The sequence below is a fragment of the Pantoea agglomerans genome (assembly GCF_021397715.1).
GTDB classification, from domain to species: domain Bacteria; phylum Pseudomonadota; class Gammaproteobacteria; order Enterobacterales; family Enterobacteriaceae; genus Pantoea; species Pantoea astica.
Genome location: NZ_CP090207.1, coordinates 196,521 through 209,356 on the forward strand (window position 1 = coordinate 196,521; position 12,836 = coordinate 209,356).

General features: G+C 55.9%; 14 protein-coding genes. 7 read left to right on the top strand and 7 right to left on the bottom strand.

The window, feature by feature from the left end:
* The first annotated feature begins 103 nt into the window (after positions 1–103).
* On the top strand, positions 104–1,300 hold the full coding sequence (locus LZU96_RS00990) for a glycine C-acetyltransferase (RefSeq protein ID WP_233985924.1): 1,197 nt from the start codon (positions 104–106) through the stop codon (positions 1,298–1,300).
* Between the two features lie 10 nt (positions 1,301–1,310).
* Positions 1,311–2,339 carry an L-threonine 3-dehydrogenase gene (tdh, locus tag LZU96_RS00995; RefSeq protein WP_233985926.1) on the top strand — a complete coding sequence of 343 codons (1,029 nt, stop codon included), beginning with the start codon at positions 1,311–1,313 and terminating at the stop codon, positions 2,337–2,339.
* Between the two features lie 30 nt (positions 2,340–2,369).
* On the opposite strand, the gene LZU96_RS01000 is transcribed toward tdh, so the two are convergent.
* From LZU96_RS01000 to envC, 4 genes are all read right to left on the bottom strand, one after another.
* Complete coding sequence (locus LZU96_RS01000) at positions 2,370–3,281, bottom strand: hypothetical protein (protein WP_233985929.1); 912 nt, start codon at positions 3,279–3,281, stop codon at positions 2,370–2,372.
* Complete coding sequence (locus LZU96_RS01005) at positions 3,274–4,503, bottom strand: glycosyltransferase (protein WP_233985930.1); 1,230 nt, start codon at positions 4,501–4,503, stop codon at positions 3,274–3,276. Before LZU96_RS01005 ends, LZU96_RS01000 begins: the two co-directional genes overlap by 8 nt.
* A 103-nt stretch (positions 4,504–4,606) precedes the next feature.
* The gene (locus LZU96_RS01010; protein WP_233985931.1) at positions 4,607–5,509 is read right to left on the bottom strand and encodes a divergent polysaccharide deacetylase family protein; all 903 of its coding nucleotides are present in this window, start codon (positions 5,507–5,509) and stop codon (positions 4,607–4,609) included.
* Between the two features lie 3 nt (positions 5,510–5,512).
* Positions 5,513–6,814, bottom strand: coding sequence for a murein hydrolase activator EnvC (envC, locus tag LZU96_RS01015; RefSeq protein WP_233985939.1), 1,302 nt, complete (start codon positions 6,812–6,814; stop codon positions 5,513–5,515).
* A 253-nt stretch (positions 6,815–7,067) separates the two neighbouring features.
* Here envC and LZU96_RS01020 point away from each other — a divergent pair, with 253 nt between their 5' ends.
* The 5 genes from LZU96_RS01020 (at position 7,068) to cysE (ending at position 10,188) form a co-directional block, all read left to right on the top strand.
* Positions 7,068–7,499, top strand: a complete 432-nt coding sequence (locus LZU96_RS01020) for a rhodanese-like domain-containing protein (protein WP_233985949.1) — start codon at positions 7,068–7,070, stop codon at positions 7,497–7,499.
* 19 nt (positions 7,500–7,518) lie between these two features.
* Positions 7,519–7,773, top strand: coding sequence for a glutaredoxin 3 (gene grxC / locus LZU96_RS01025; protein ID WP_008926942.1), 255 nt, complete (start codon positions 7,519–7,521; stop codon positions 7,771–7,773).
* Between the two features lie 38 nt (positions 7,774–7,811).
* Positions 7,812–8,282, top strand: a complete 471-nt coding sequence (gene secB, locus LZU96_RS01030) for a protein-export chaperone SecB (protein WP_031375597.1) — start codon at positions 7,812–7,814, stop codon at positions 8,280–8,282.
* On the top strand, positions 8,282–9,298 hold the full coding sequence (gene gpsA / locus LZU96_RS01035; protein WP_233985951.1) for an NAD(P)H-dependent glycerol-3-phosphate dehydrogenase: 1,017 nt from the start codon (positions 8,282–8,284) through the stop codon (positions 9,296–9,298). The genes secB and gpsA overlap by 1 nt, the downstream gene beginning before the upstream one ends.
* Positions 9,299–9,366: 68 nt before the next feature.
* Positions 9,367–10,188 carry a serine O-acetyltransferase gene (gene cysE, locus LZU96_RS01040; protein ID WP_094119920.1) on the top strand — a complete coding sequence of 274 codons (822 nt, stop codon included), beginning with the start codon at positions 9,367–9,369 and terminating at the stop codon, positions 10,186–10,188.
* On the opposite strand, the gene trmL is transcribed toward cysE, so the two are convergent.
* From trmL to cpxR, 3 genes are read right to left on the bottom strand one after another with little or no spacing between them, the layout of a single operon-like run.
* A complete protein-coding gene (gene trmL / locus LZU96_RS01045) occupies positions 10,185–10,658 on the bottom strand; it encodes a tRNA (uridine(34)/cytosine(34)/5-carboxymethylaminomethyluridine(34)-2'-O)-methyltransferase TrmL (RefSeq protein ID WP_233985953.1) in 474 nt (157 codons plus the stop codon). The genes cysE and trmL overlap by 4 nt on opposite strands.
* A 35-nt stretch (positions 10,659–10,693) precedes the next feature.
* Positions 10,694–12,073 (bottom strand): envelope stress sensor histidine kinase CpxA, encoded by a 1,380-nt coding sequence (gene cpxA, locus LZU96_RS01050; RefSeq protein ID WP_233985955.1) that lies wholly within the window; start codon positions 12,071–12,073, stop codon positions 10,694–10,696.
* Positions 12,070–12,768, bottom strand: coding sequence for an envelope stress response regulator transcription factor CpxR (cpxR, locus tag LZU96_RS01055; RefSeq protein WP_009088062.1), 699 nt, complete (start codon positions 12,766–12,768; stop codon positions 12,070–12,072). Before cpxR ends, cpxA begins: the two co-directional genes overlap by 4 nt.
* Between the last annotated feature and the right edge of the window lie 68 nt (positions 12,769–12,836).

The window sequence follows — 12,836 nt, forward strand, 5'->3', positions numbered from 1 at the left end:
GTGAACTATGCTGCAAAAATGACATTCTGTTGGGCGATTTATCGTGGAGAGGCGGTCTGTTCAGTAAGATGTGCCAAATTTTTGCCATCTGAGGAGAGCAATAATGCCCGCGCAATTTTATCAACAACTTCGTCAGCAACTCGATACTGCACGTCAGGAAGGCCTGTTTAAACAGGAGCGGATTATCACCTCTGCCCAGCAGACGGAAATCGCGGTCGGCAGCGACCCGGCGGTGATTAACTTCTGCGCCAACAACTATCTGGGGTTAGCCAACCATCCCGCACTGATTCAGGCGGCGAAAGAGGGCATGGACTCGCACGGATTTGGCATGGCGTCAGTGCGCTTCATCTGCGGTACTCAGGACAGCCACAAGCTGCTGGAAAAACGGCTGGCAGAATTTCTCGGGATGGAAGATGCCATCCTCTACTCCTCCTGCTTCGATGCCAATGGCGGCTTATTTGAAACCCTGCTGGATGCTCAGGATGCCATTATTTCTGATGCCCTGAACCACGCCTCGATCATTGACGGCGTCCGGCTCTGCAAAGCGCAGCGCTATCGCTACGCCAATAACGATATGACGCAGCTGCGTGCACGTCTGCAGGAGGCGCGTGCTAACGGTGCCCGTCATATCCTGATCGAGACCGATGGCGTGTTCTCAATGGATGGCGTGATTGCTAACCTGCGGGCAATCTGCGATCTGGCCGATGAATTTTCTGCGCTGGTAATGGTGGATGATTCACATGCGGTGGGCTTTGTCGGCAATGCCGGCCGCGGAACGCACGAATATTGCGAGGTGATGGGCCGTGTTGACATCATCACCGGCACGCTGGGCAAAGCGCTGGGCGGCGCGTCCGGTGGCTACACCGCGGCGAAAGCGGAAGTGGTGGAGTGGCTGCGTCAGCGGTCGCGTCCTTATCTGTTTTCCAACTCGCTGGCACCGGCAATCGTTGCTGCGTCACTGCGGGTACTTGATCTGTTGAGTGAAGGCGACGGGCTGCGTCAGCGTCTGTGGGACAACGCCCGCTTCTTCCGTGAGCAGATGACCGCAGCCGGCTTTACGCTGGCCGGTGCCGACCACGCCATTATCCCGGTAATGCTGGGTGAAGCCAGCGTGGCGCAGGAGTTTGCCCGTCTGCTGCAACAGGAAGGCATCTACGTCACCGGCTTCTTCTATCCGGTGGTACCCAAAGGTCAGGCGCGCATCCGCACCCAGATTTCTGCGGCGCACAGCCAGCAGCAGCTGGAACGCGCAGTGGCGGCGTTTACCCGAATCGGCAAACAACTGGGCGTCATCGCCTGAGGAATCGACCATGAAAGCACTCGCCAAACTCAAACCAGAAGCGGGCATCTGGATGGTGACCGACGCGCCAGTTCCTGAGCCGGGCCATAACGACCTGCTGATAAAGATCCGCAAAACGGCTATCTGCGGCACCGACGTGCATATCTACAACTGGGATGACTGGTCGCGTAAAACCATTCCGGTGCCGATGATTGTGGGCCATGAGTATGTTGGTGAAGTGGTCGCGATCGGGCAGGAAGTTAAAGGCTTTACGGTGGGCGATCGGGTGTCAGGCGAAGGCCACATCACCTGTGGTCACTGCCGCAACTGCCGCGCCGGACGGACTCATCTGTGCCGCAATACCGTTGGCGTAGGCGTCAACCGTCAGGGCTGTTTTGCTGAATATCTGGTCATCCCGGCCTTCAACGCGTTCAAAATCCCTGGCAACATTTCCGATGAGCTGGCGGCGATTTTTGATCCGTTCGGCAATGCGGTGCATACCGCGCTGTCGTTTGATCTGGTGGGTGAAGATGTGCTGATCTCCGGTGCCGGCCCGATCGGCATTATGGCGGCGGCAGTCTGTCGTCACGTTGGCGCGCGCAATGTGGTGATTACCGACATCAATGAATACCGGCTGTCGCTGGCGCAAAAAATGGGCGTCACCCGGGCGGTCAACGTGGCAAAAGAAGATCTGCGTGAGGTGATGCAGTCGCTGGGGATGACCGAAGGATTTGATGTCGGGCTGGAGATGTCAGGCGCACCGCCTGCTTTCCGTACGCTGCTGGAGGTGATGAACCACGGCGGACGCATTGCGCTGCTGGGTATCCCGCCGGGCGAAATGGCCATCGACTGGAATCTGGTGATTTTTAAAGGGCTGTTTATTAAGGGGATCTACGGCCGTGAGATGTTTGAGACCTGGTATAAAATGGCGGCGCTGATTCAGTCCGGCCTCGATTTAACGCCGATTATCACCCATCGCTATGCGATTGATGATTTTCAGCAGGGCTTTGATGAGATGCGTTCCGGCCGTTCAGGAAAAGTGATCCTGAACTGGGATTAACAAAACGGCCGCCGTGGAGCGGCCGCGTTGCTATGCCTGCTTTTTCTCTTCATCGGTCAGGTAGCGCACCTTACGGGTGTAATCCTGACCTTTGAAGGTCAGCGGCTGGCGGGGATCGTCAAGATATTTCTGCCATTCCGACAGCGGAAAACCACCGTGCGCGCCGACCACTTCCGGCGGGATCACGGCTGACTGACCGCCCATCTTCTTCGAAACCGGCCAGTTGGCCCATTCACCCAGATTCACGGTGTTGAGATCCAGCATATCCAGCAACACCGCCAGCGGCAGCTGGTCAGTGGGCGGCTGGCTGTCATTCATTAAGTTCCAGGTGTCATTAAACAGGGTCAGCCACAGCGGTGAAACCCGTTGCCATACCGCGCGGGTTGCCGCCAGATAAGCGCCATTGACGTGGTCAACCAGGTAAGGACGGATGCTGGGCAGGTAGTAGGCCGGAATCGCTTCTTCAGGCGCACCTTCCAGTTTGGCAATCATTTTCCCCTGGCGGAAGCTGGAGTAGAGATGGCCTGGCTTCATGCGGATGTCAGGCATTTTCAGCAGGTTGAGGTCAGAATCGATCATCAGAATACCGTCGCCTCTGGCCTGCAGCGGCGCCTGCATTTTGATTAACCGGCTGCGATAGATCTGCTTATAGCGATAGCTTTCTTCGCGATGCGGGACATCCAGCGTGGCAATCCGGGTTTTCGCTGGCAGCTCGCCAAAGGCGGAGGCGGGCTGATCGCTGACGATCACAATCTCTTCCAGCTGGGTCGCAAAGCGCGCAGCAAACGTGGCGCTAAGTTTTGCTTCTTCGATGTAATCCGCGCCGGTGCAGGGGATCACCACTGAGGTGACCGTGACATCGCCCTGAACGCCCGCCTGATCGTAGGGCAGATTATGGCGCGCCCGGATATGGCGATAGCGAGGATTTAAAAAATTAAACATGGGGTTTTTCTCTGACGACGCTCTGGAGAATAGTCTCGACGCCGCTGACATAGGTTTCAATAGCGTATTGTTCACGCACGCGCTTGCCTGCCGCATTGATCAGTCGCTGACGTAAATCCGCATCCTGCCACAGGGCAGTGAGATGCTGGGTCAGTTGCACCACATTGCCGTAATCAAACAGCAACCCGGTTTCATCATGACTGATCAATTCGGCAGTGCCGACCACGCGTGAGCCGATCACGGCGGTGTTCACCAGCATCGCTTCCAGCACCACGCGGGGCAGGCCTTCGCTGCGCGACGCCAGGATAAAAGTATCGAAGGCGGTGAGATAATCCAGCGCGTTATTCTGAAACCCGGTAAACACCACATGATGCTGAATATTTTCCGCCGTCGCCAGCTGCAGCAGATGCTGGAGTTCGGGACCGGCGCCAACAAGGATCATTTTCCAGTCAGCGTCCGGATGGGCGCGTTTGAAACGTCCCAGCGCCTGTAGAATATGATGATTAGATTTACGTAATATCAGCGATCCAATCGAGCCAAACACAAAGGTGTTGGGAGACAGTTTAAAGCGCTGACGCACGTCAAGGCGGTCGGGCAGCGGCTGATGAATATCGATGGCGTTGCTGACGGTAAAACAGCGAGCCGCATTGACGCCGTGCTTGCGTAACGTAGCGTTCACGCCCTCCGAGACCGCAATCACCGCCTGACAATCCTGATTTACCATGCTGACCAGGCGCGGCTCCAGCAGCGGATCGATACGGCAGTGCTGCACCACGGCAACATTCAGACCCCGTGCCGCCAGATAGCCTTCAACGTTGGTGCTGGGCTGGTTGTTCATGTAGAGAATGTCGTAATTACCCAGCTGTAGCAGCGAATTGATTTTGCTGGCGTTGGGGATGACGCGCCAGCGCTCATCAACCAGGTCGATAGCGCGCTTCTTGAGTTTTTTATTAAAAAACAGCAGGGCACGCATCACTTCTTTGACGACTTTGGCCCAGCGCGGTTGTTTGATCTGTGGAATGAAAAAGACCGGGATATCCAGAGCCAGCAACGCGGACTCAATGGTTTCGTCGTTGCCACGACTGTAGTTGTGGTAGAAGCAGCAGGTGATATCGAATTTCTGACGATCAATACGCTTCAGCAGCTCAAGCATGCTGTTGGTACCGCCACCCCATTCTCTGCCGTTATCCAGCAGCAGAATTTTTTGTTTATTAATCGTCATCCGTCTCAATATTCCACACAGCAGCTCATGGCCCGACCCGGGATTATAGTAATTTCTGCATAGAATTGAACGCTAAGCTGCAGACTTAGCATTCATCGCAAATTCAGAACAGACTTTTTATCCGCGTAAACAGCGGGCTTTGGGCCACGCTTTCGCTCACTACGTTCAGTGCCCGGGTCGCCGGAACCGGCGTCAGCGGCTGCGTTGGCTTACAGAGTCCTGGCGGCTGGAAGCGCGGTGTGGCCGGCTTTTGCGGCGTAACTGGCGTACGAGACCCGCGATGCAACGGCTCGTTCAGCAACTGGCTGGGCCTGACTAACGTAATCTCCGCTGGCAGCGTCGGTAACATCTGTTGCAGCACGCGTACCGTATTGGGATGCGGATGACCAATCGCGATGGCGTAGCCATCACGCTGCGCCAGTTTCACCGCGCGGCTGAACTGCTGGCGAATGGCGTTGATATCCTGGCTGTCATCCAGAAAAACTCTGCGTTTCAGCACTTTGACCTGTGTTCCCTGCGCGGCTGGCACAGCCTGACTGTTGGCAATCGTCATGCTATCGAGGAAGTAGAGATTGTAGTGATTAAGCGCCTGCATCACTTTCTGCATCCCAGGCAGGCTGGAGGTCATTCTGCTGCCCATGTGGTTATTGAGGCCCACCGCATAAGGCACGTTGTTGACCGCATTGCGCATGATGCGCGCCACCTCTTCGCTGCTCATCTCCGGCGTTAAGGTATCTTTCTCCAGCGGTTGCTTGCTGAGCGGTGCCATCGGCAGATGAATCAGCACTTCGTGCCCCATCTGATGCGCTTTGCTGGCCATCTCATGCGCGTGCGGCGCATTGGGCAGCACGGCAACTGAAATCGCCTGCGGCATCTGCAGAACCTTATTTTCTTCGGCAGGACGATAGCCGACATCATCAATCACAATGGCGAGTTTGCCCGCGTGGGCAGCATAGCTGAGCAGCAGGCCGCTCAGCAGTACGGAGATTTTTCGAAGTTGCAGCAAAACTTATTTTCCTAACCACGGCAGTGGGTTGACGGCCTGGCCCTGACGTCGGATTTCAAAATAGAGCGATGGGGTGCCACGGCCACCGCTGGTACCGACCAGCGCGATCGGCTGACCGGCTTTCACCTGCGCCCCTACCGTGACCAGCGCACTCTGGTTATAGCCATACAGGCTCATATCGCCTTTACCGTGCTCCAGTACCACCACCAGGCCATAGCCCTGCAGCCAGTCGGCCATCAGCACGCGACCGTCGGCAATGGCTTTCACCTCGGTGCCTTCCTGCGCATCAATCACCAGCCCTTTCCAGCGCAGTTCACCCTGTAACTGTTCACCAAAGCGATGTTCGATACGCCCGCGTACCGGCCACAAGGCCTGACCGCCGGCGCGACCTAAGCCGCCTGTCCGGGCTACCAGTTCACGTTCACTTTGGGTCGGCTGATAACGCGAGCCTTTGGCTTTCGCCTGCGCCTGACGCTGACGGACTTTTTCCGCCTCACGCGCTTCGCGGGCGGCACGTTCACGCGCCTCGCGTTCTGCCCGGGCGATTTTGTCCTGCAGGCGGGTTTCGTTCTGGCGCATCTCCACCAGATCGGCCTGATCTTTTTCCAGTGCGCTTTCCAGAGAGGTCAGGGTTTTCTTACGTGCTGCGCTCGCCTGTTGCAGTTTCTGCTGCTGGCTTTGCTGCTGGGCCAGCAGGCTCTTCTGCTGCTGCTGTTTCTGTTCCAGCGAGGCGCGCTGCTGATTCAAATTCTGACGTGTCTGCTGTAGTGCCTCAATGCTTTGCTGGCGCGCGGCATTCAGGTAACCAAAATAGGCCAGAATGCGCTCGCTGCGCTGGCTCTCTTCGCCACCCAGCAGCAGTTGCAGGCCATTATGCTGACCCTGGCGAAACGCAGCATCGAGCTGCTGCGAAAGCAGCTTTTCCTGCTGTGTCTGCTGTTTTTCAAGCCGGGCAATCGAGGCGGCGAGCTGGGTAATTTCATTATTCAGGGCCGTCAGGCTATTGCGGGTTTCACGCAGCTGACGACTGGCCTGAGCGATAATTTTTTCCTGGCTCTGCAACTGATCCAGCAGCTTGCTGCGTTGCAGCTTTTGCGCTTTGACGCTTTTTTCTTTTTCGGCGATGTTTTGCTGAATAGACTGCAGCTGAGATTTGCTGTCATCTGCACTCTGCGCAGCGGCTGGCAATAACAGTGCGCCCGCACAAAGCAGGCTAAGGGAGAGGCTGGACAGATGTGTGGACAACGGCAGGTTATGGCCGTTGCGACGGGTCCTTGTGTGCGAAACGGTTGTTTTTCCCTTCATAGGCCAATGATTATTCCACGATGAACCGCCGCTTACCAGCAAACCGCACCGGCATTTGCTTTTCCAGTTATGTCCGGTTTCCTCAGGACATCGCCTAAGCGTTACGCCATTTTTGCGCTTTCGCCAGATTTTTTTGGAAAATGACACTCAAATTGCCACTCTCGCCGCTTAGCATCTGTACATGAGAGGTGGCGCAGGTATACTCAGAACCCTTGTTTTAGCTTATTAGCCCGGTCTGGAGTCGTTACCCCTCATGCAAGAAATTATGCAGTTTGCAAGCAATCACCCCATCCTCAGTCTGGCGTGGGTCGCTTTACTCGTTCTGGTGATTGTGACTACCGTTAAAGGAATGTTCTCTAAGGTAAAAACCATCAGCCGCGGTGAAGCAACCCGCCTGATTAACAAAGAGGACGCGGTAGTTGTAGACGTGCGTTCGCGCGACGATTTTCGCAGAGGGCATATCTCTGGTGCGCTGAATGTGGCAGCCGCAGAGATTAAAAAAGGCAACTTAGGCGAACTGGAAAAACATAAAGCGCAGCCCATTATTGTGGTGTGTGCAACCGGACAAAGCGCAGCCGATCCTGCTGCCCATCTGAGTGCAGCTGGCTTCACTCAGGTTTCGGTGCTGAAAGACGGCATCAGCGGCTGGAGCGGTGAAAATCTGCCGTTAATTCGCGGTAAATAATCTTACTGAGGTGCTAATCATGGCAAATGTTGAGATGTACACCAAAGCAACCTGTCCTTACTGCCACCGGGCAAAGGCGCTGTTGACGCAAAAAGGCGTTTCGTTCCAGGAGATCCCCATCGATGGGGACATGGCGAAACGTGAAGAGATGATCAAGCGCAGCGGCCGCACGACCGTGCCTCAGATTTTCATTGATGCGCAGCACATTGGCGGCTGCGACGACTTATTCGCACTCGATAATCGCGAAGGTTTAGATCCCTTACTGCAGGCGTAAGTTTACGCCGGATATTCTCACTTATAGGACCTGGTCACATGTCAGAACACAACACTAACGAAATGCAATTCCAGATTCAGCGCGTCTACACCAAAGATATCTCGTTTGAAGCGCCTAACGCGCCGCAGGTTTTCCAGAAAGAGTGGGAGCCGGACGTAAAACTGGATCTGGATACTGCATCTTCTCAACTGGCTGACGAAGTCTATGAAGTCGTGCTGCGTGTGACTGTAACCGCGACCGTGGGTGAAGAGACGGCTTTCCTGTGTGAAGTTCAGCAGGCCGGTATTTTCACCATCAGCGGTATCGAAGGCACGCAGATGGCACATTGCCTGGGCGCTTACTGCCCGAACATTCTGTTCCCGTATGCACGCGAATGCATTACCAGCCTGGTTTCTCGTGGTACTTTCCCGCAGCTGAACCTGGCGCCGGTTAACTTTGATGCGCTGTTCATGAACTACCTGCAGCAGCAGCAAGGTGAAGAAGGCGCTGAACCACATCAGGATGCCTGATGACTACTCACGCTTCGATTAGCGTCATCGGTGCCGGCTCGTACGGCACCGCTTTGGCGATTACCCTGGCCCGCAACGGCCATCCGGTGCTGCTGTGGGGACATAACCCGGCCCATCTGGCGCAACTTCAGTCTGACCGTTGTAACACCGCTTTCCTGCCCGACGTGCCGTTCCCCGACAATCTCTCCCTTGAACCTGACCTGGCAAAAGCCATTGCGGCCAGCCGCGATCTGTTGATTGTGGTGCCGAGTCACGTCTTTGGGGATGTGCTGCAACAGATTAAGCCGGAATTACGTGCGGACTCGCGCATTGTCTGGGCCACCAAGGGGCTGGAAAAAGAGACCGGACGCCTGCTGCAGGATGTGGCACGAGAGATCGTTGGCGAGTCGATTCCGCTGGCGGTGATCTCCGGCCCGACCTTCGCGAAAGAGCTGGCGGCAGGTTTGCCTACCGCGATTGCACTGGCGGCTACCGATGCGCAGTTTGCTGACGATCTGCAGCAGAAGCTGCACTGTGGCAAAAGTTTCCGCGTCTACAATAACCCTGACTTTATCGGCGTACAGCTGGGTGGAGCAGTGAAAAACGTCATTGCCATCGGGGCCGGTATTTCGGATGGCATCGGATTTGGCGCCAATGCGCGTACCGCATTAATCACCCGCGGACTGGCGGAGATGAGTCGCTTAGGCGCTGCGCTGGGTGCCGATCCCACCACCTTTATGGGCATGGCGGGTCTGGGCGATCTGGTGCTGACCTGTACCGATAATCAGTCACGTAACCGTCGTTTTGGCATGATGCTGGGACAAGGCGAGGATGTAGATAGCGCACAACGCATTATCGGACAAGTTGTAGAAGGCTATCGAAACACTAAAGAAGTCAAAGCATTAGCTGCGCGGGTTGGCGTGGAAATGCCCATTACCGAGCAGATTTATCAGGTGCTGTATTGCGAAAAACCGGCGCGGGATGCAGCATTAAGCCTGCTGGGGCGGACAAGGAAGGACGAAAACAGCAATAGCTAAAGCAGGAAGCGTAGCGTCATCACCTGTAGCGCCCATTCAGGCGCTTTTTTTATCGGGAGAAAACAGCAATGTCGTCTGATGAGTTAGAACTGGTCTGGAATAATATTAAAGCTGAAGCGCGAGCCCTGGCTGATTGTGAGCCGATGCTGGCCAGCTTTTACCACGCGACATTGCTTAAGCATGAGAATCTCGGTAGTGCGTTGAGTTATATGCTGGCTAACAAGCTGGCTAACCCGATTATGCCGGCTATCGCCATCCGGGAAATTATTGAAGAGGCCTATCGTCAGGACCCTTCAATGATCCTCTCCGCGGCCTGTGATATTCAGGCGGTACGTCAGCGCGATCCGGCGGTAGATAAATATTCAACGCCGCTGCTCTATCTCAAAGGCTTCCATGCCCTGCAGGCGTACCGTATCGGTCACTGGTTGTGGAACGAGGGACGTCGGGCGCTGGCGGTCTATCTGCAGAATGAAATTTCTGTCTCGTTTGCGGTCGATATTCATCCCGCGGCGAACATCGGTCACGGCATTATGCTCGACCATGCGACCGGTATCGTCATTGGTGAAACGGCCGTGGTAGAGAATGATGTCTCGATCCTGCAGTCGGTAACGCTCGGCGGGACCGGCAAAACCAGCGGCGATCGCCACCCAAAAATCCGCGAAGGGGTGATGATTGGTGCCGGCGCTAAAATTCTCGGCAACATTGAAGTCGGACGCGGCGCGAAAATCGGCGCCGGTTCGGTGGTATTGCAGCCTGTGCCACCGCACACCACTGCCGCCGGCGTGCCTGCGCGTATCGTTGGCAAGCCAGGCAGTGATAAGCCATCCATGGACATGGATCAGCACTTTAATGGCAGCCTGGCGGGCTTTCAGTTTGGCGATGGCATCTAATCTTTAAGCAGTGCGCCAGCGTAATCCAGCTGGCGCCACGCCTCATACACCACCACCGAGACCGCATTCGACAGGTTCATGCTGCGGCTTTCGGCCTGCATCGGTATACGAATCTTCTGCTGCGCCGGCAAGGCCTGCAAAATCTCAGCCGGCAGCCCGCGGCTTTCCGGACCAAACAGTAAATAATCCCCGGCCTGATACTGCACTGCGCTGTGCGCAGGTGTGCCTTTGGTGGTCAGCGCAAACAGACGTGCAGGCGACTCTGCTGTCAGAAATGCCTGATAGTCAGCATGAAATTTGATCGCGGTAAATTCGTGGTAATCCAGACCCGCGCGACGTAAGCGCTTATCATCCCAGGCAAACCCGAGCGGCTCAATCTGGTGTAGCTGAAAGCCGGTATTGGCACACAGACGAATGATATTGCCGGTATTCGGCGGGATTTCAGGTTCAAACAACACAATGTTAAGCATAAGGCCCCCGATAACGAGGGCCGAAGCATAGCAAATTATTGTCGCCCGGAGGAGTAGAGCGGTAGCCAGATCGTCAGCCGCAGACCGCCAAGCGGGCTGTCGTCGGCTTTGACCCAGCCGCGGTGTTGTTGCACGGCGGTTTCGACAATCGCCAGCCCCAGGCCGGTGCCGCCAGACTCACGATCGCGCGCTTCATCGGTACGGTAGAACGGCCGGAAAATCTGCTCGCGATCTTCCGGGCTGACGCCAGGACCATCGTCATCGACATGCACCGTAATGCCGGAGATATCGACGGAGAAGCTGACGCTGATGTGGCTGTGCGAATAGCGCAGCGCGTTGCGCACGATATTCTCCAGCGCGCTCTCCAGTGCGTGCGGGTTGCCATACAGCGGCCACGGACCGGGTGGATAAGGGATGTCCATCTTCTTGCCCATCTGCTCGGCTTCGAAGCGGGCATCTTCCAGTACCCCGTTCCACAGTTGATTCGCCTTCATCGCCTCACTGACCAGCGCATTCTTATGCTGGGTGCGAGACAGCACCAGCAGATCGTTGATCATGCCATCCAGGCGCTGGGCTTCCATCTCGATGCGCTCCAGCTCTTTGCCTTCACCCTGACGACGACGCAGCAGCGCTGTCGCCAGCTGCAGGCGGGTAAGCGGGGTTCGCAGCTCATGGCTGATGTCTGACAGCAGGCGTTGCTGACCGGTCATCATCCGCTCCAGCGCACTTACCATCTGGTTAAAGCTGGAACCGGCTGCCAGAAACTCCTGCGGGCCCGATTCCAGTTCCGGATGCTGCCGCAGGTTACCGCTGGCCACTTCATCGGCGGCGTACTTCAGCTTGCGTGCCGGACGCGCCAGGCTCCACGCCAGCCACAGCAGCAGCGGTGAGCTGATCAGCATCGTCACGATAAGCAGTAATAAGGGACGGTCAAACAGCAGGTTGACGAAATCGAGCTGGGAACTGTTGGCGGGACGGATCATATAGAGCTGATAATTATCTTCGCCATCCCGGACGGCAAACGGCCCGACCAGTTCAACCCGACCATATTTCTTCTTCTGCGGATGATCCGCATTATCGGACTGGCCGATAAAGTTGCGGATAACCTGCATTTCATTATGTTGTGCGCCGATCACCCGGCCTTCACTGGTGACTAACAACAGCCGCTGACCCGGCGGTGCCCACTTTTCGACGGCACGAAATAAGCGGCGCCACCACATCAGATCGTTAGGGGGATCCTGTGACAGCTCTGCTTCAACGTGCTGCTCGATCATCGTACCCTGCCGCTGTTCACTTTCCAGCAGCGAGGTCATCTGTCGTGAATCGAGTTTGGGCACCATCAACACCAGCATCAGCACCAGCGCCAGGGTTAACCAGAAGATGGCAAAAATGCGGGTGGTCAGACTGCCAATCATGATGCCGAGACCATCAGGTAACCCCGTCCACGTAAGGTTTTGAACCACGGATGACCATCACGACGTTCAGGCAGTTTACGGCGCAGGTTAGAGATGTGCATATCAATTGCCCGGTCAAATGGCGTCAGGCGTTTACCGAGCACTTCCTGACTCAGATGTTCACGCGACACCACCTGACCCAGATGCTGCGCCAGCAGATAGAGCAGAGTAAATTCGGTGCCGGTGAGATCCAGCGTCACATCATCGAAGCTGGCTTCCTGGCGACCCGGATTAAGGCGCAGGCAATCGACCTCCAGCGTGGGTGAACTGTTGTCATGCTGTTGCTGCTGCTCACTCCAGTTAGAGCGGCGCAGAATGGCACGGATACGGGCTACCAGTTCGCGATCGTTAAACGGCTTAGGCAGATAGTCATCGGCACCGAGTTCGAGGCCCAGCACGCGATCCAGCTCGCTGCCGCGTGCAGTCAGCATGATGACCGGTGTCTGATGTTGCTGTCGCAGCTCTTTCAGGGTGTCGATACCGTTTTTCTTCGGCATCATGACATCCAGTAAAAGCAGGTCAATTGAGTTATCGAGCAGGTTCAGCGCTTGTTCACCGTCGCTGGCTACCACCACTTCAAACCCTTCCATTTCTAACAGTTCTTTTAAAAGCGAAGTTAATTCGCGGTCATCATCTACCAACAGGATTTTATTCATTTTTGTAGCCCTCCGCAGGCAAAATAGCGTGTTCCAGGCGCACCCATCCATCGCTTTACGTAGTTTTA